The sequence below is a fragment of the Desulfosarcina cetonica JCM 12296 genome, from assembly GCF_001311845.1.
GTDB classification, from domain to species: Bacteria; Desulfobacterota; Desulfobacteria; order Desulfobacterales; family Desulfosarcinaceae; genus Desulfosarcina; species Desulfosarcina cetonica.
In genome coordinates this window covers 1-18,087 of the sequence record NZ_BBCC01000016.1, presented here as the reverse complement: position 1 = coordinate 18,087, position 18,087 = coordinate 1, and the positions used below count along the sequence as shown (strand labels likewise).

18 protein-coding genes and 1 tRNA gene are annotated in these 18,087 nt (G+C 50.5%); 13 read left to right on the top strand and 6 right to left on the bottom strand.

Going from position 1 to position 18,087, the window contains the following annotated elements; all coding sequences use genetic code 11:
• Window positions 1-204: 204 nt before the first annotated feature.
• Complete coding sequence (locus JCM12296_RS05675) at window positions 205-1,107, top strand: hypothetical protein (protein ID WP_054690865.1); 903 nt, start codon at window positions 205-207, stop codon at window positions 1,105-1,107.
• A gap of 29 nt (window positions 1,108-1,136) precedes the next feature.
• Here JCM12296_RS05675 and JCM12296_RS05670 read toward each other — a convergent pair whose 3' ends face one another.
• Window positions 1,137-1,889 carry a hypothetical protein gene (locus JCM12296_RS05670; protein ID WP_054690863.1) on the bottom strand — a complete coding sequence of 251 codons (753 nt, stop codon included), beginning with the start codon at window positions 1,887-1,889 and terminating at the stop codon, window positions 1,137-1,139.
• Window positions 1,890-2,138: 249 nt separating this feature from the next.
• Here JCM12296_RS05670 and JCM12296_RS05665 point away from each other — a divergent pair, with 249 nt between their 5' ends.
• The 5 genes from JCM12296_RS05665 to JCM12296_RS50220 all read left to right on the top strand — a co-directional run bounded on the left by JCM12296_RS05665 (window position 2,139) and on the right by JCM12296_RS50220 (window position 8,680).
• A complete protein-coding gene (locus tag JCM12296_RS05665) occupies window positions 2,139-2,744 on the top strand; it encodes a hypothetical protein (protein WP_054690862.1) in 606 nt (201 codons plus the stop codon).
• On the top strand, window positions 2,741-3,427 hold the full coding sequence (locus JCM12296_RS05660; protein WP_054690860.1) for a hypothetical protein: 687 nt from the start codon (window positions 2,741-2,743) through the stop codon (window positions 3,425-3,427). The genes JCM12296_RS05665 and JCM12296_RS05660 overlap by 4 nt, the downstream gene beginning before the upstream one ends.
• Before the next feature lie 12 nt (window positions 3,428-3,439).
• Complete coding sequence (locus JCM12296_RS05655; protein ID WP_054690859.1) at window positions 3,440-4,465, top strand: vWA domain-containing protein; 1,026 nt, start codon at window positions 3,440-3,442, stop codon at window positions 4,463-4,465.
• Window positions 4,465-6,084 carry a type IV secretory system conjugative DNA transfer family protein gene (locus tag JCM12296_RS05650; RefSeq protein WP_054690857.1) on the top strand — a complete coding sequence of 540 codons (1,620 nt, stop codon included), beginning with the start codon at window positions 4,465-4,467 and terminating at the stop codon, window positions 6,082-6,084. Before JCM12296_RS05655 ends, JCM12296_RS05650 begins: the two co-directional genes overlap by 1 nt.
• 904 nt (window positions 6,085-6,988) lie before the next feature.
• Window positions 6,989-8,680 (top strand): recombinase family protein, encoded by a 1,692-nt coding sequence (locus tag JCM12296_RS50220; protein ID WP_083455883.1) that lies wholly within the window; start codon window positions 6,989-6,991, stop codon window positions 8,678-8,680.
• Here the strand turns inward: JCM12296_RS50220 and JCM12296_RS05630 are convergent.
• A tRNA-Met gene (locus JCM12296_RS05630) sits at window positions 8,637-8,713 on the bottom strand. The two genes, JCM12296_RS50220 and JCM12296_RS05630, sit on opposite strands and share 44 nt — an antisense overlap.
• Before the next feature lie 257 nt (window positions 8,714-8,970).
• Here JCM12296_RS05630 and JCM12296_RS05625 point away from each other — a divergent pair.
• The 5 genes from JCM12296_RS05625 to JCM12296_RS43605 all read left to right on the top strand — a co-directional run bounded on the left by JCM12296_RS05625 (window position 8,971) and on the right by JCM12296_RS43605 (window position 13,163).
• Window positions 8,971-10,485: a nickel-dependent hydrogenase large subunit gene (locus JCM12296_RS05625; RefSeq protein ID WP_054690851.1), complete on the top strand. Its 1,515-nt coding sequence runs from the start codon at window positions 8,971-8,973 to the stop codon at window positions 10,483-10,485.
• Window positions 10,486-10,503: 18 nt separating this feature from the next.
• Window positions 10,504-11,412 (top strand): hydrogenase small subunit, encoded by a 909-nt coding sequence (locus tag JCM12296_RS05620; RefSeq protein WP_054690849.1) that lies wholly within the window; start codon window positions 10,504-10,506, stop codon window positions 11,410-11,412.
• Between the two features lie 61 nt (window positions 11,413-11,473).
• Complete coding sequence (locus JCM12296_RS05615) at window positions 11,474-12,502, top strand: HAMP domain-containing protein (protein ID WP_054690847.1); 1,029 nt, start codon at window positions 11,474-11,476, stop codon at window positions 12,500-12,502.
• Entirely contained in the window at window positions 12,499-12,795 is a 297-nt protein-coding gene (locus tag JCM12296_RS47095) for a methyl-accepting chemotaxis protein (protein ID WP_054690846.1), read from the top strand. Before JCM12296_RS05615 ends, JCM12296_RS47095 begins: the two co-directional genes overlap by 4 nt.
• Window positions 12,796-12,836: 41 nt before the next feature.
• Entirely contained in the window at window positions 12,837-13,163 is a 327-nt protein-coding gene (locus JCM12296_RS43605; protein WP_054690844.1) for a hypothetical protein, read from the top strand.
• Window positions 13,164-13,274: 111 nt separating this feature from the next.
• Here the strand turns inward: JCM12296_RS43605 and JCM12296_RS05600 are convergent, their stop codons facing one another.
• Together JCM12296_RS05600 and JCM12296_RS05595 are read right to left on the bottom strand one after the other, a co-directional pair.
• Entirely contained in the window at window positions 13,275-13,481 is a 207-nt protein-coding gene (locus JCM12296_RS05600; RefSeq protein ID WP_054690842.1) for a hypothetical protein, read from the bottom strand.
• A 297-nt stretch (window positions 13,482-13,778) separates the two neighbouring features.
• Complete coding sequence (locus JCM12296_RS05595; protein WP_054690840.1) at window positions 13,779-14,183, bottom strand: pyridoxamine 5'-phosphate oxidase family protein; 405 nt, start codon at window positions 14,181-14,183, stop codon at window positions 13,779-13,781.
• Between the two features lie 285 nt (window positions 14,184-14,468).
• Here JCM12296_RS05595 and JCM12296_RS05590 point away from each other — a divergent pair, with 285 nt between their 5' ends.
• The gene (locus tag JCM12296_RS05590; RefSeq protein WP_054690839.1) at window positions 14,469-14,933 is read left to right on the top strand and encodes a tellurite resistance TerB family protein; all 465 of its coding nucleotides are present in this window, start codon (window positions 14,469-14,471) and stop codon (window positions 14,931-14,933) included.
• A gap of 216 nt (window positions 14,934-15,149) precedes the next feature.
• Window positions 15,150-15,635: an FmdE family protein gene (locus JCM12296_RS05585; RefSeq protein WP_054690837.1), complete on the top strand. Its 486-nt coding sequence runs from the start codon at window positions 15,150-15,152 to the stop codon at window positions 15,633-15,635.
• A gap of 117 nt (window positions 15,636-15,752) precedes the next feature.
• Here the strand turns inward: JCM12296_RS05585 and JCM12296_RS47090 are convergent, their stop codons facing one another.
• Together JCM12296_RS47090 and JCM12296_RS05575 are read right to left on the bottom strand one after the other, a co-directional pair.
• Window positions 15,753-15,965: a hypothetical protein gene (locus JCM12296_RS47090; RefSeq protein WP_281491932.1), complete on the bottom strand. Its 213-nt coding sequence runs from the start codon at window positions 15,963-15,965 to the stop codon at window positions 15,753-15,755.
• Between the two features lie 235 nt (window positions 15,966-16,200).
• Window positions 16,201-17,907: an FAD-dependent oxidoreductase gene (locus tag JCM12296_RS05575; RefSeq protein ID WP_054690836.1), complete on the bottom strand. Its 1,707-nt coding sequence runs from the start codon at window positions 17,905-17,907 to the stop codon at window positions 16,201-16,203.
• Window positions 17,908-18,087: the final 180 nt, after the last annotated feature.

Genomic DNA, 18,087 nt, shown 5'->3' with positions numbered 1-18,087 from the left:
ATAGTTTTTCGTATGAGGTTTTACCGTTTGTGAAGATTGTTTTTGTGCTCACCGTTATGGTAAATGACCATTTAAATTGTGTAATTTCAAATAGGTTTCTCAACCAGGAAACGCAAAAACAGATTTTCAATATACGCTCGGTTTTTTGCTGCAGCTTCCTTGGCGATGGGTGAGGCAATTACAAGCCTTCGAAAAGGCGGACGGATGTATCCCAGAATCGAATTTGAAACAAAAGCTTATTCTAATAGCTCAACAGCAGGGGATAAAATGTTAAAAAGAAATGATATCATATTGATTTATGATGATGATCAGCCATTTGCATTTGCTCGGATTGAAGAAGTTATTAAGGCATTAAAGCCAGATGAATACCATGTGAATGTGACACTAATGAGGAGCAATGATCGGAGAGGTATTTGTTATCTGAAAGGCGATGAATTCTCGGTAGGTGGAAAAGAAATGAGGTTTGAGTTGGTTAGTATAACAGCGATGTTTGATAGCTCACATACCCGAAAAAACCTGCCTCAAAAAAACGAAATAATATTAATATATATTGACGATCAGCCAACTCATTTTGTCATAGTTGATGAAATTAAAAAAGCCGATAAATTTGGCTACTATAATTTGACGTTGAAATTTTTAATGAATCCGGTTCCCAAACAGACTTTGACACTAAAGAGGAAATTCATTGATGGTCATGAATGGAAAAATTCGAGCGGTAAAATGTCAAGATTAGAGCAAGTTGAGATTAATATTAACAGTGAAGAGTTAGAAAAATTTAGAAAAAAAAGCCATTATGCTTATTTATCTTCGGAGGGAAAAAAGAGACAAAAAAACGATATTGTATTAATTTATTCTGAAGATCAAGCGGTTGAATATGCTATGATCGAAGATATTGTAAAAGATAAAATAATCGGCTGGTATGATGTTAAGTTCTCTCTTATGCAATGCCCCGAGAAAATTTTTACTTGGAAATTAAGAGACGAATATCTTAATGGAGAAGAATTTTTAATGCGTAAACAAAAAATGAGGGTGGAACTCGTTGAGCAGCCAATAAATAGTAAAGAAATCGCAGAGTTTTATAAAAAGAAATCAGAAAATAGAAAATAGCGGCGATAGCAACAGTATACGTTATAAATTTACATAGGCTTCTCCTTTAAAAAGGACAAAAGAAGTCCTTTTGAAAATCCCATAATTTTTCTGCGTATGGTATTACTTTTTTGCCATTCGGCGTCAATTTTCTGAAACTCAAGATTAGTTCTATACCATCCGAAATTAGATTTAATCTGATTGAAATTTTTTATTTTTCTAATTTTGGGGTAAGGATAATCCAGCACATGGACATCATATATTGATGAAAGTTTAGTTTTATTTGTATCAATAGCCGCGCAAATAAAGAATGCTCTGCTGAACTCCAAATAAAATTTATCTTTTTTGTAGCCCCTAATGGCCTTTGACCTGCTGGATAACAGGTAGAAGAACATTGAACCGGTTATGTTTTCCGAATTTACGTATAAAGGAAAATCGTTGAGGGAATTGTAAAACTCTATATATGAAGAGATTGCAGTTATTTTCTCATAGATTAAATCTAAAAGATCATCAAATACATCCTCTTCTTTAAACGATGGGTGTAGATCAACTATAAAACTGTCCCATATATATTGCCCTATCTTATCAAAATTTCTGCTGATAGCTTGGCGTGTGGGTGGATCTTGTGTTCTCTCTTCTTCCTTTAGCCAACTAGTCATCGTGAATAGGTAGCGGATTTTGTCTCTTGGGAATTTTTCAATCACCTCTGCAAAATAGTAATAAACCAAATCTTCAAATTGCTTCTTGGTTAGTTTTGACCTTTTGCAATATGGATTTTTTTGAGGCCTCTCTTTTCGTGGCATAGATACCTCGATAAATACCTTCTATTTCAATAGGTTGTCAAATTTCAGCTCTGAGAATACAAAATTATAATTTTAAATTACAGATAGTTAACTTTTTAGGACACTAAACGTAACCAGAAAAAACATCTGCTCTTTTCAAGATTGATCTGCTGTAATACAAATTTCTCAAACAGCGAGCTTTGCGCAAAGCCTCTAAACCAGCAATCACCAAATGATTAGTTGACCTGCGCTCGCAGGAAAGGAGGCTTTATGTTCGATAAACCATCCCCATTTGAAAACGTCCAAACACCAAATTTTTCCCGCATCCTGGCACCCGTGCTTTGCGTTTGCCTGAAAGCCGCCATGTGGCTGATGTTTTTCAGTGTCTATACTGAAAGTATAGGCCTGATGGAAGAAACCTACCTCTCAGAACTGCCGATCATCGGCACGGCATTCCGGTATATCGACCAAGATGCGAATGCTGCACATCTGATATCGGCAATTTTAGCCACGTTTAGTGTTGGAACGCCCTTTTTCATTTGGACGGAAATCTTCCGCCAAAACATCCTCGAAAACCCTCGTGAATGGCTTGCTGAAGCTCAAAACCAGATCATCGCCAGCATGGCCGCGCTCGTTTTGGCTCTGGTGATAAGCGTAGAAATCGTAAGTCTCTACAGCCTTATCGCCAAACAGGCCGCGCCCGGCGGTATCTTTATTCAAAACGAGGCCCACGACCTGATGGCTTTTCTGGCTGAGAACAAGGGTATGGGCATCGCCGTAAGCATCGTCATCGCCGTCATAAACATCATTTTAGGGCTGTTCACCGCCCAGGCTTTTAAACGCCTCAAATCCCCCGAAGGAGGTGTACCCTCATGAAACGAATAATTGCTTTAATCCTGTGTACGTTCCTCTTTGCCTGTAATGACCGCCCTGTATCTGTGAACGCGCCCCAGAGCAATGAAGCCATATTCCTCCTGATCGAGAACGGCGGCACTGTTACCAAGGAGCAACATGACGAAAGTTTCAAGACCTGCCTGCACCTCTTGCAGCAGCTCACGAAACTGGCAAAACGAAAGGCCACGCGAGACACACAAGTGCACATCCTGCTCAGTGCCCAGCCTAATCGTATTGCCTGGTCTGGAACTTCCCGCCAGCTTTTGGAACAGGCGGACTATATCAAAAGCCTCATAACTTTTGAATCGTCGTTTTCTGATCTGGTGGTCGCTTTCGAGCAAATCAAAACGACAATCGATCTGACGCAGCCGGATAGCGTCCGGCTCTACTGGATCGGGCCATGTATTAACGTGCCCTTTCAGGTAAGTGACGACAAACATATTGAGGTCAAAGTTCCGCAGGAAGTCCCGAAAAACCTTGCTCTTGGCAGTTTTGCGGATCGTCTGAGCACCCTAAAAATCATGCGCGTCCATCCCGACCAGGACGAACCGCTGAAGGCCTATCTCTCCTCTATTGGAATCCTGAAGCGCTCATATTCCGGCGATCTGGATTTTGCCTTGCTGGGCGTGGCGCAGACCCGTTCCAGGCTTAAAAACCTGCTTTAAGGGAGGAATGCCATGAAGAAATTAGCCATAGCAGCGGCCTTAAGCCTGTTTCTCCTGACTTCGGCCCTGGCCCAGGATGCTTCCATATCCATCAAATCCAAGGTTGCCGGGCAACGCCCAAAGATCATCATTCGCAGTCCCTATGATTTTGAGAAAGATATCTCACTGAAGGTGCGGCTTGACCCAAGGTTTATCCCATCAGATGTCCTGATCCGGGCGGTATCGGAGATGGGAATGACCGATGCTAAGGGTATCCGCATCACGTCAGGCTTTGACATCGATGTCCAGAACGACCTTGTTTTGGCCTTTAGCGGCGGCGTTGCCGAAATCATCAAATCCTCTGCTGGCACGTCCGGGTTAACGCTCATCGCAAATTTCAGGGATGGGAACGGGAATTTCATATCCCCGCCAAAGGGCAGTCTGGCGGTTTACACGACATCCGGGCGAAAGCTCTGCTTTGAATATAAGGATGTCCATATCGCCGCTCCGAAAATGGCTTTCGTCCTGTTATTGGATCGCTCCGGCTCTATGGCGGAGGTGATTTCAGATGTGCAGGATAGCGCTCAAACTTTCTTAAAAGATTTGCCACCTTCAGCGCAATGCGCCCTTGCCAGCTTCAATGGCGGCTATGCCTGGCACAATAAATATTACCAGAGCTGCAACAAGGGAGATTTCAAGCTTGATGATTTGAAGGCCGAGGGTGGGACAGATTTATATGCCCCTCTTCTGGGGGCCTATGAGAACCTCGCGCAGGATTATTTCAGGGATTATCAAAAAGCCGTCATCCTCATCACCGATGGGCAAATAGAGCCTGATGAGGAGATGAAACAAAAGCTGCTCACGGCCAAAAAGGACGTCCTGACCTTTGTTTATTTCCTGGGCGAAAAGTACGAACACCCCCTGATCGGTCTGGCCGATGCCTTCCTGCAATCCACCACTGACCTGAAAGCCAACCTGAACCAGTATTTCCATTCTTTGAGCACGGCCTATGGAACGCAAAAAGTCCTTGAGGTGCGCCCCTGTAAAGGAGGTTCGTAATGCAAAAACAAAATAACAGCCTCCTCCAGGCGCGGATTTACGCCCGCGATCCGGGCCTTCACGGCTCGGCGCGATGGGCGGATAAGGCGCATCTTAAACGCCGTCACTACGGCGAGAACGGCAAGATATTTCTGGGCTATGGTTTCCCTGAACACAGGCAGGCTGCAAGCTTTACCATCACGTCAAGCACGCAGCGCCATCTCTTGACGGTGGCCCCGACCAGGAGCGGCAAACTCCTCACCGCAAGCATGCCGCGCTGCCTTGAGCATCGCGGGCCGCTGGTGGCCATCGATGTCAAGGATGGTGAGCTGTCCTTAATTGCTGCCCGCTACCGGCGTGATGTTCTGGGGCATAAGGTGGTCATCATCGATCCCTGGGATATGGTTTGTTCAAGGCTGGGCATGACCCCGGCTCGCATCAATGTGCTGGACTGGCTTGATCCTGACAATGACGATTTTGTTGAAGATGCGATGCTCATTGCCAGCGCTCTTGTCAGGGATCGCAACACCAGGGAACCCCATTGGGATGAAGAAGCCAGATCGTTCATTTCAGGACTTACTGAATACGTTGCGGCCACGCCTTTGGTGCTCCTGCCTACTGATAAGAAATCCCGCGATCTGGCTCAGGTGCGACGGCTGCTCAATCTCTCCAGGCGCGATTTTGAAACCATGGTTAGCGGCAAATTCGAAAAGGGAGAAGATGACAAATTGCGCCTTGTCCATCCGGGCATGGCTCAGAGCCGCAGTGAGGCGGTGCGCTCGGCAGCAGCCAGAATATTGAACAAGGCAGAAAAAGAACGCTCCGGCGTTATATCGACAGCGCAGCAAAATACCCACTTCCTTGAAAGTCCAAAAATCCAGCGCGCTTTGGCAAAATCGGATTTCTCCTTTGAGGAGCTGGAGCAAGGCAAGCTTGATGTCTTCATCGTTCTGCCTGCAGGGCGGCTCTACACTTATAACCGTTTCCTGCGAATGCTGATCAGTATCGCCATTACCGCTGTCACCCGGTTTAAGACCAAGCCAAACCCGCCTGTTTATTTTTTAATCGAGGAAGCTGCAGCATTAGGCCGTTTGGATTCAATCGAGACGGCCTATGGTCTGATGGCCGGATATGGCATGCAGCTCCATATGATCGTCCAGGACTTCAACCAGCTTGCGGACCTTTACGAAAAGCGCTGGCAGACCTTTATTGCCAATAGCGGCGTGATTCAGATTTTCGGGACCACTGATCTGATGACCGCCGAATACACCTCCCGGCTTTGTGGCGTGACCACAATTGAATCCCTGTCCGAGCGCAGCGCCGAAAAACGCGCAGAGCTGTTTTCTGACCCCTCATATTTGAGCCGTGAGGACAGCTTGATTACGCGCAAGCTCATCACGCCTGATGAAGTCACCACCATGCATCCGGCGGCGCAAATTCTGATCCTGGCGCATGCTCATCCGGTTGCCTGTTTCAAGACTGCGTATTTCCTGGATCGGCGCTATCGCGGGAAAGGTGGTCGGCCTGTTTTTGACATCCATCCTCATTATGCTGACAGGCCTTTATCCCGTCCCGTGGATTTCATGAGAAAGGGCCTGGATATCGGCGGCGTTTTGGACCGGGTTTTTGAGGGAGGTTAGAAAGATGTTTCTTCGCGCCTGGATAAACATCCTGCTACTTTGTGCCGCTGCTTACGGGGCCTGGGGCGTAATGGCCGGGAAAGTGCCTTACGCCCCGATCTGGAAATATTACCTCTATCATTCCTGCCCGTGGGCCCTGCTTTATGGGTCGATGAAGCCTGGCATCGCTGCCTGACCTGGCGGCGCATGATGGCGGCAAAGAATACCGCACCGGACCTGGCCCGAGGAGCGCACCTCCCATCAGGATCGAGGCTGCGCCCAAGTATTCTTGAGCATGCCTGCTTTGGACTGTTCCTGATAGCCGTTGCGGCCATTTTAAAGCAGCTTTGCAGCGTCGATGCTGCGCGGTGGGTTGGTTCGATTCTGGGCATTTGGTTCATGCTGCGTCTTGTGATTGGAGCGGTGAGGTAAAATGAGAAAACCGAACATCACAAGTACTAATTTAACAAAAACTAATATATTCTGCGGCTTACAGCGCAGCAATTTACTTTTTATTAAACATTTTGAGTCTACTATAGAGTGTATGAGAGCATCTTTGGGCATAGCTGCCCCGAATGCTCTTTTTTCTTGTGACGATGAGTTTGTATGTGTACGCCGCCCCCTTTTCATATGGCGTACATATGCTCTCATTATACAAACTCATATGCGCCCAAACCTGACAGCGAGAGCAACACAGTTGCCCTCGCTGTCTCTTTTAAAGACTGTGGCGCTATGAGCAAGTCTAAAACAAATATAGGCTTGATCTCGAATGACGCTCAAAAACCGTTGGATATTTCCATAAATATGAGTCATATTAGGACATTATCCAATGAAGCTGTAATCCAACTGGTCAAACTTCTGGCACGTCAGGCTGCCGAAGAGGATTACCGACAATCAATCATTCGAAATCAAGGTGGTAGTGCTCATGAAGAAACGCGTTAGCATTTACGCCCGCTATTCCAGTGATCTTCAAAGTGATTCCTCAATTGAGGATCAAATCCGTATCTGTTCGGAAATGGCAGCGGCGAAAAAATGGAAGATCGTGAATTGTTACACCGATGCCGGGATTTCCGGCGCATCGCTCATGCGCCCTGGTATTCAGTCCCTGCTCTCTGCGGCCCTGAATGGTGAGTTTGACATCCTGCTCACTGAAGCGCTCGACCGGCTTTCCCGCGACCAGGAGGACATTGCCGGGATTTACAAGCGCATGGAATTTGCCGGGATCAAAATCATTACCCTGTCTGAAGGGGAAATTTCATCGCTGCATATCGGCCTTAAAGGGACCATGAATTCCATGTTCCTGAAGGACTTGGCCGATAAAACCAGGCGCGGCCTTCGGGGTCGGGTGGAAAAAGGCAAATCCGGCGGCGGTCTGGCCTATGGATATAAGGTCGCCCGAAAATTCAATGCAGCCGGTGAAGCCGTAAGGGGAGAGCGGGAAATTGACGAAGATCAGGCTAAGATCGTCCGGCGCATCTTTAAGGAATACGCTTATGAGAACAAATCCCCCAAAGCCATTGCAGCGAGCCTGAATAAAGAAGGTATTCCCTGCCCGTCCGGCAAGACCTGGGCGCAATCGACCATTAACGGCAATCGCAGGCGTGGCACGGGGATTTTGAACAACGATTTATATATCGGTGAGCTGGTCTGGAACCGTCAGCGCTTCATCAAGAACCCTGAAACCGGTCGCCGCGTGCCCCGGTTCAACCCGGAAAGCGAATGGATCAGGAAAGAGCTGCCGGAGCTTCGCATTGTGCCGCAGGAATTATGGGATGCCGCCAAGGCGCGGCAAAAGGCCCTGGATAAAAAAAGCGGCCCTCTTGGCGCAAAAAAGCGCCCTCAATACCTGCTTTCAGGTTTGCTGGTCTGCGGTCAATGTTCCGGTGGCTATTCCAAGATCAATACCGACAGGTATGGGTGCTCAACCTCCAGGAATAAGGGCACGTGCGTTTGTTCAAACAAGATCACGATCAAGGCTGATGTCCTGGAAGATGCCGTATTAAAAGCCCTTGAGACGCATCTCATGCGTGACGAGCTGGTCCAGGTGTTTTGCGAGGAATACCAGAAAAGCCTGAACCAGCTCAGGGCAACCCAAAGAAAGGCCATTTCCGGGCAAAAAGCCGAACTGGCTAAGCTGGAAAAGGAAAAAGCCAACATCATCCAGGCCATCAAGGATGGTGTGCCTGCAGAGCTTATCAAAGATGAGCTGGAACAGATTTCACAAAGAAAGGAGGAGTTGCAAAAAAGAATTGAAAGCGAGAGCCATGAGGTCCGTCCTTTGATCCATCCGGCTATGGCCCTTCGTTATCGACAGGCCGTTACCGGACTTCGAAAATCCCTGAAAGGCGGACAGGCTGGCGAAGCAAAAGAACATGTCAGGGGTTTAATCGAAAAAATCGTACTCACCCCAAAAGAAGGCCGAAAAGAGCTATCCATCGATCTTTACGGCGATTTGGCTGGAATCCTGAAAATTGCTACGGAGGATAAAGCTATGAAGAATTATGCGGTCCTAAAAAGAAAGCTCGAAAGGGTTGCCGTCAATGACAACGTTCCTTTCGAGCCGTCTGTTCAGATGGTAGCGGGGGCTGGATTCGAACCAACGACCTTCGGGTTATGAGCCCGACGAGCTACCAGACTGCTCCACCCCGCATCAATTTTTGAAAAACAGAAAATAAGCGAAATTGGTCAGATTGTCAATAGATATTTCCGCCCAGTGTCAAAAAAACGATCCCTATGGCCCAGACGATCGTTCCACCCCAACGCGGCAATGATGCAGATATACGAAAAAGCACGTGCCATCCTTCAGTTTGGAGGAAAAAGACCGAATAACGCTACCAACAATTGTTACTTTTTCGCCTAACCACCAAATGAGCATATAACCCAATTGCTAAACGAGAAGAAGTCACAATGTCTAAAGGTATCGTAATCGACCCTATTACCCGCATCGAGGGTCATTTGTCCATCAGTATCGATGTGGCGTCCCATCAAATCGTCCAAGCCCATAGCAAGGGTGAGATGTTTCGTGGGTTTGAGGTCATCCTTAAAGGTCGGAATCCGCTGGATGCCCAACAGATTACCCAACGTATTTGTGGTGTATGCCCTGTGTCCCATGGGATGGCATCAATCCTGGCCCAAGACCAGGCCTATGGCATCCACTTGCCTGAAAATGGCCGGTTGCTTCGCAATTTGATCTTGGGTGCCAATTATATCCAATCTCATATTATTCATTTCTATCATCTGGCCGCACTCGATTTCGTGGATATTGCCGCTATTGCTCAATACCAGGGGCAAGATCCTGCCTTACAAGATTTGAAGTCCTGGTTGCGTGCCCAGGGGAAAACCCAGGCCCTTTATCCGGCCGCCCCGTTTCTGCCGCGGTACGAAGGCGCCTATCTCCAGGATACGGAATTGAATCTGATCGCCATCCGGCACTACCTGGAGGCCTTGGAAATGCGGGCGCTGGCCCAGAAAATGGGCGCCCTTTTTTCTGGTAAAATGCCCCATGTGGCCAGCCTTGTTCCCGGAGGGGTTACCGAAAAAGTAACCGCCCAAAATATTGGCGCTTACCGGTCCATGCTACACAAGTTAAGGGCGTTCATCGATCATCATTATCTGCCCGACGTGGTCGCGGTTGCCAAGGCGTTCCCCGATTATTTCCGGATCGGCCGAGGACCGGCCAATTTCATGGCATACGGAGTCTTCCCTGAATCCAACCAAGATGATCGCCGTCTATTCCCTTCGGGCGTCCTCATCAACGGCCAGTTGGGCGACTTCGATCCGATGTTGATTACCGAGGATCCAACCCATGCTTTCTATCAAGGGGCGGATGAACTCGCTCCAACCCGGGGGGAAACCAAGCCCTGGCCGAAAAAGGAGGGCGCCTATACCTGGTTGAAGGCTCCGCGGTACGGCGGTCAGGTTGTCGAAGTGGGGCCATTGGCGCGGATGTTGGTCGCCTATCATCGGGATCAGCCCGCTTCCGTGCGCCCATTGATAGATCGGTTGCTGGGTGAATTGAATCTGACGACGGGTGATTTGATGTCCACGATGGGGCGCCATGCTGCACGCGCGCTGGAGTGCAAGGTCGTGGCCGATCGTTGCGCGGAATGGGTTGACGCCTTACGTCCCGGGGAGCCTTCTTGCTCGGCCTTCACCATCCCCGCAAAAGCCGTGGGCGTGGGAATCACCGAAGCCCCTCGCGGGGCCTTGGGCCACTGGCTGGAAATCGATAACGGCAAGGTCGACCGTTATCAATGTGTGGTGCCGACCACCTGGAACTGTTCACCGCGGGACCGCCGGGATCAACCCGGCGCCGTGGAGCAGGCCCTTGTCGGGACCCCGATTGCCGATGAGAAGAACCCGATCGAGGCCACGCGGGTGGTTCGTTCTTTTGATCCATGTATTGCCTGTGCGGTGCATTAGCATCGAAAAGGAGAAGGCATGACCGTTTGTACCCGTAGAGAATTTATGAAAGCCGGGGCAAGGTTGGCTGCCTTGCTTTGCCTGTCACCCGCGGCTGCTCCCAAGGTTGCCGAGGCCTTGAGCCAACTTTCCCAGGGCAATGCGCCACTTTTATGGTTGCAAGCGCAGAGCTGTTCCGGATGCTCCGTCTCGCTTCTTAATTCAGATCATCCCACCCCCGCGGATCTTTTGACCGGGTATATCTCGCTGGTGTTCCATAGCACGCTCTCGACAGCCACGGGCCATGTGAGCATGGAGGTGCTCAACACGAGTATTGCCCAGGGCGGGTATATTCTGGTGGTCGAGGGAAGCGTGCCCCTGAAAATGCCCGAGGCTTGTGTGGTTGGCGGCGAACCGGTCACGACGCAAATCTTGCGGGCCGCTCAAGGTGCGACGGCCATTGTCGCGGTGGGCACCTGTGCGGCCAGCGGTGGCATCCCCGCTGCTGAAAACAATCCCACCGGTGCCATCGGTGTCCCGGAATTTCTGGAATCGAATCAGATTGCCAAGCCCATCATATCGATTCCCGGATGCCCCGCACACCCGGATTGGATCGTGGGCACCTTGGTTCATGTGCTTGAATTCGGGATTCCCGAATTGGATGACCAATATCGTCCGCGGGTTTTCTATGGCCGCCGGATTCATGACCAATGCCCCCGATTCGCCGATTATGAACGCGAGAAGTTTGCGCGTAACTATGGTGACGAGGGCTGCCTTTTCAAGTTGGGTTGCGTTGGACCGACGACCCATGCGGATTGTACCACACGGCTATGGAATGCCGGTACCAATTGCTGCATTAACGCCGGAGCCCCATGTATTGGTTGTACGTCAAAGGATTTTGCTCGAGAAGCAAAGTTCGCTTTTTATCGTATGAATGAGAAAATGTAATAGCATTCCCTTTTATCGATAACCCAAATGTGCCAAATTCCTTCCCCCTAGAGATAGCTAAATGAAACTGCAAACAAAACTCATCTTTTTTCAAGTTTTACTGCTCATTTTAGTAATCGCCATCGCCCAGATCATTCAATACAAAAAGATGACCCATGCGGTCTCTGCCTTTTCAGCCGCGAATCTCCAAGTGATGCGTGACCGGGAGGAGCGGGCGGCAAAGAATATTTTTTATTCGGTAAACCATGCTGTCGCCGGTTCCCTCGAGAGAGGGGAGATGGAAAAGTTCTCTCGGCTGTTGGAAGATCAGCGCCAGTTGGAAGGGTTGCTGGAATTTTCGTTGCAGGACCGAAAGGGCGTGGTCACGCACTCAACGGATCGGCGCCTCCTGGCTACAGCTATCCCTGAAGACGTAAAGACACAGCTCTTCGACAAGCCTGAAATGCTTTTGAAATGGAATCAGGATGATGTCGAAATCTACAAGCCGCTTCGGGTCAGCAACGACTGTATCCGCTGCCATACCGATTGGAACCGGGATGACATTGGGGGCATCGTTCATTTTCGTTTTTCCAAAGCGGCGATCACCACGGCGGAAACCCAAGCGGCGGGAATCCTCTCCTCCATGAAGAGCACCGCGTTGAAAAGCGCTGCTTTTTCGTTATGCGGCATCGTTTTGGTACTTGCCGTCGCCATGCATTTTTTAGTCAAGAAACTTGTCGGTGCGCCACTGAGAAAAATTAATCTCAGATTGCACGATATTGCCGAAGGTGAGGGCGATTTGACCGCACGGATCCAAGTGGCCCATGCGGACGAAATCGGAAGTCTGGCGATTTCCTTCAACATCTTCGTCGAAAAGCTTCAGGAGATGGTCAAGAACATCGCCGAAAATGCGGTTATGCTGAGTGAATCCTCCTCCGATCTATCCGACATGTCCGGAAAGATGTCCGAGGATTCGGACCAGATGTCCAGACGATCAAAGACAGCCGCGGAGGCGGCTTCGGTGATGAATTCAAGCATGCGTTCCGTGGCCCTCACCATGAAGACGCGTCATCCAACATTGCAACGGTCGCCTCGGCAACGGAGGAAATGAATACGGCCATTACCAGTATCGTAAAACGAACCACCGAAGCCCATCAAATCAGTGAGGACGCGGTCTTGCAGACCCGTACGGCCACGGAGATGATGAACCGGCTGAGCCAGGCGACGCACGATATCCAGGCCATCACCGAAAGCATCGCTGAAATTTCGGAACAAACCAATCTGCTGGCGTTAAATGCCACCATCGAGTCCGCCCGAGCCGGTGAAGCCGGGAAGGGATTTGCCGTTGTGGCCAATGAGATCAAGCGCTGGCCAAACAAACCGCTGATTCAACCCAAAAGATAAAACAAAAGAATCAGGATATTCTGCAATCGACCGGCAGCACCGTGGATACCATCGAGAAGGTATCCCAAACCATTACGCGCGTTAATGATATCGTTTCCAATATTGAAGCGATCATGAAGACCCAATCCGAGTCCACCCATGGCATTACGGATAATATTGGTCAGGCCTCCAGGAGCATCCAAACTGCATCGGCCCATGTTTCAGATAGCGCCGCCGCCAGTGAGAATATCCTTGAAACGATTACGACGGTAAATAAAGCGGCTGATCACATGTCGCGACAAAATGGCCAAGTCAACACGCGTTCCGGAAATATGAATCGAAAGTCCGAATACTTGAAAGAATTGGTCAACCGCTTTACGTTTGCCTAGGAAAAGTTTCTTGCCGGCGCCTTTCCATGCGCGCCATCTCATTAGTTAGCGATGGCTATCGCCACGCGCCAGCGGCAGGACGCCGCATGAGAAAAGGCTATCGTTGACGCATCATTTAAGATGCATCGTCTGAAGCTCGCTCCAGATTTTATGCATGACCGCCTTGCTGGTGGCATCCTCATCCTCGAAAAGGCTATTGAAAATACCATCCATTTGGGCGGCGTTCAAATCGTTCGCCTTGGGGGTGGGGTTCTTGAGCGTTATGTCCGTCAGAATTTCCTCAATCATCTGGTCAACGTAATCGCTTTTTGCCGACATGGTGTTTCGCCCTTTCGCTGGGTGAATGATACCTGCCGCCAAGGTAGGTACCGGACCCCGAAGTATCGGTGGTCCGGTCCATCAAGGAAGAAGGCAGCATTGGCAGGCTGGCTTAGGCCTGTCAATGCCTCGCACCATATCCCGTTCAGGTTGCGACGAGCTGACGGGAAAATTACCAAATGGTAATATGCGGCCTGCTTTTTCGGTCGCGGGCAAAAGTGGAAAACAACATGGCCGCAAGCCAATCGCGATCCATTTCATGCACGCGGCGTCCGCTATGCCGCAATCCAAGACGCGTCAGCTCAACGGGGCAATCAGCGGTCTGACATCGGTGATTTTGAACCGAATGGCGGCAACGATGGCGTTGGCTGACTTGTCGCCGGCCATTTTACGAATGGCTTCCCGGAACGAGTCCAGCACCTCGCCGTATCGTTCAAATGTTTCGACCTCGAGGTACAGCCGTGCGCCTTTCCATTCCGCCGGCGATCCCCCAGGTTCGAGGACGATGAAACTTGCCTTGGGGTTTTCCTGAAGGTACTGAAAGGAACGATTGTCACCAATGGCCATGATGATCGTGTCTTCATCGATCATCCGTGGTGATCCGAACACCGCCGAGTTGACGTCGCCATTTTTGTTGGATGTGGCCAATGCACCGATACGCGTTTTCTTGTTGAACATTTCCATGACCGATTTTCTGTCCATGGTACCTCCTTACATACGAAGTTGGGGTGGTGGGCGCGAAAATGAATCCCGTGTGGCTGATTTCTGGGTGCTCTCGCTGGAGCTGCTCTGGATTAGATCCGTTTTTTGCCTTTTTTGCAATCCGGAATTATCGATACCCGTTCACCCTTGAAAAAATGTTGCCGGGGTATCGCCCATCCTTCTGGTGCTGGAGAGGATTTTGCCACGGGAGTCGGCTCCGGCTGGACAAGCCGGCCGATACGCTTATAATGCCACATAGACCAAACGATGATTGAGGTGAATACAATGATGAAATTATTAAATCATTTGCTCCATGTTGGGTCAACCGACGGAAACAATGGCGCAACGGCAGACCAAGAGCATGAACTGCTCGTGGCGGTGGGCGCCCTTTTTCTGGAAATGGGACGGATCGATGGTACCTTCAGCGAAAAGGAGACCGCCCAGGTGATTGGCCTTCTGACCCAAAAATACGGGCTTGCCCGCAAGGATATCGATGCCTTGATCGCCGAAGCCGATCGCGCGCTGAAAGAGAGCGTGGATCTGTGGCAGTTTGCCCGGGTGATCAATGACCACTTTAGCAATGCGGAAAAGGAAAAGCTGATCGAAAGGCTCTGGCGGGTGGTCTATGTCGACGGTAAAATGGACCAATATGAGCATTACCTGATGAATAAGCTATCCCATCTTTTGCGCCTTTCGCACCAGCAGTTGATCGACGCCAAACTGAAGGTTCTGCATGGTGATCGAAATTAAAGTATTGATCGGCATCGGCGTGGAAAAATGCATAAAAAAGATGGAAAGCACCTTGCATTTTAACCGCCGATTTTTTAACCTGTTCCGAGAATAAGCCCAAAACCAGGAGCGCGTGATGAGCAAAAAAATGATTTGCGGAATGGATTTCGATCAATTTGTTTATGACATGGAGGATTTTCACGGCGCACGGCGCCGGGCATCATCGTCGGATCGCTGATGCTGGACACGGCCATTGCGAAAGTACCGGAATCGCCGGAATTGGTGGTTGCCGTTGAAACCATTACCTGTTTGCCGGATGCCGTTCAGGTGCTCACCTCGTGCACCACCGGCAACGGGCGGATGAAAGTTTACGACTGGGGCAAATTTGCCCTGACCGCCTACAATCGCGAGACCATGAAGGGTGTGCGTACCTGGGTGATTGCCGATGTGGTGCCCAAGTGGCCCCTGATCAACGACTGGTTCAACCCTGCCCAGCGCATCGGTGAGTCCCCTCTTTTTGAGGATTTGGTGGAGGCGTTTTTCGAAGCGCGCAGTGAATTGATCGGGGTTCGCGAGGTTCGCATTGTGTCGCCGGACAATGTCTTTCCAAGGAAAAAAACCGGTATCTGTGAGAAATGCGGAGAGTCCTACAACCTCAAGTGCGGCCCGATTTGCAGTGCCTGCCAAGGGCAGGCCTACTATACGCTCGAGGGTGGGGCTTAACCGGCCCACCGGCTGCACCGGCTGTTCGCGGGCTTGTGTATTCAAATGAGGCGGCAGCCTATGATAAGCGACGCGAAGCGCCGTTTATCATAGGCTTAAAATCATAGCCTGAGTGAATTAGGGGGTACCGGCATACTGCCAGGCTTCGTCCATCCGCGATTCCACATAGGCGATCAAATGGTCGTCCCAACGGTCAATATCGAAGCACATGGCATCTTCTCCCAGCAACCCCTCCGGGACGAAGTCGCCCATGTCTTCCGGATCGGAAATCATGTCGCCATAAAAACAGACCGACAGCCATCGCGGTGCATCCTCAATCACATCAACCATGACAAATAGGGGTTTCTCCTTTTGCATGGCATGCGTTGCGCGAAGGGAGTAGGTTACTCCCGGCCTTGGAATGAAGTCGAGCGAGACACCTTCTTTTTGTTCAAGGGCGGTTTTCAAACGCAAAAAAGCAGCTTTGTTTTTTCTTCCGTATCCTGCCATTCTTCGATGAAAGTCGCCAGTTGCGGTATTTCCTGGTTTGTCATGGGGCATCCTTGAAGACGGTTAAGGGGGCGCGTTATAGATCCAGGCCACATTTGTTCAGGGTGACGATGCCGCCCTGCACGCTCAAGGGGTCATCCCGGCCCATCTCTTTCAGGTTGAGTTGGGCTTCATAAGAGCGCACCCCGGTGTTGCAGAGCAGAATCAATTTTTTGCCTGGCGGGATTTCGCCGACGCGCTGCCGCAGTTCGTCCTGGGGAATATTGATCCAGCGGTCTGGGTATTTTTGGGCAAACGCTTCGCCATCCTGCCTTGCCCGGCAATCGAGAATCAGGCACTCATCGCCGTCGCCGTTACAGGACCATTTCTCGGCGAATTCCTCGGCATTGATGGGACGGTAGCGTCCGTCGAGCATGTTCTCGGCAGTATTGCCCAAGGCGTTGAGAATATCCATGGCCGACGAAAAAGGTGGTGAGTAAGCCACTTCCATATTGCTGATCCGATCGATGGTGGGACGGTCCTCAAGGATCGCCGCCACGGTGTCGATCCGTCCGACCACCGCGTCGCCCTGGTCGCCAAAACCCTGAATTCCCAGAACACGGCGGGTCTCTTTTTCCACGACCAGTTCCAGGTGCATCATCGCCTTGCCCGGATAAAAATGAGCACGGTCCAATTGGGCAACCTGGACGCTGACGGCATCGAAGCCGGCCTTCAACGCACTGCTCAGGCTCAAACCGGCGCCGGCCAGTGCCGCCTCGAAGGTTTTTACCACAAAGGAGCCAACAGCACCCTTGAATACGGCCTTACCGCCGGCAAGATTGGTCCCGATTACCCGGCCCTGTCGGTTTGCCATGGAGCCCAAGGGGAAATAGGCGGGTTGGCCGCTGACCAGATTACGGATCTCCGCGCAGTCGCCGCCGGCGTAGATCACCGGATCCGTCGTCCGCAGATATTCATCCACCACAATGGCTCCGGTTTTGCCGATTTGCAGGCCGGCATCACGTGCCAGATCCACATTGGGAATGGCACCTACGGACATGATCACAAGATCCGCTTCGATGCGGCGTTTGTTGGTCACCACGGCTTCCACCGTGTCCGTGCCCTCGATGGCCTTGACCTCTTCGGAAATATAAAAATGAACGCCGTGCTGCTCCATTTGTTGCTGGGCCATGCGGGCGAACATGGAACTGACAAACCCGGGCATGATCTGGTCGCAATATTCGACAACGGTGGTTTCCACCTCCCACATGTCGGCAAGCGCTTCGGCCATTTCAAGGCCGATGAATCCACCCCCGATAATGACGGCCCGTTCGACCTGACCCTTGGTGACCACCTCCTTGATCGCCTGGGCATCGTTGAGATTGGCCGCGGTATAGACCATCGGCAGATCGATGCCCGGGATGGGGAGACGGCGGGGCCGGCTGCCGGTTCCCAGGACCAGCTGATCATAGGCCAGGGTGTCGGTTGAGCCGTCCATACGGCGGATCTGAACCGTTTTATTTTCTCGGTCGATTTTCTCCACCCGGGTTTGGGTGAGCACATCGATATCTTTGCAGTTATGGAAAAAAGCTTCATCACGAACCATGTGGAAGCTTGTCTTGCGCAGATCATTGACGTCGCTGACATCCCCGGAGACGTAAAAGGGAATGCCGCAACCGCCGTAGGAAATGTATCGGTCCTGGTCAATGATCGTAACGTGGGATTTTGGTTCCAGCCTTTTGAATCGGCAGGCCGCCTTGGAACCGAGGGCCACGCCGCCAACAATGATGATGTTCTGGGCCATTTTCAACCTTTCCTCTAACCGGTTATCGGTATAATGGACACAGTAGCTTGCCGGGTCTGCAGGATAGATGCAAGCTATCGTCGGGTTTGCGAGTATTGGCTCTTTACGAGATATCTCCCATAAGGAATTTCAATTTATTGCTTTTTCAGGTTTTGTCAAGCCCATATCGAAGGCAACGCA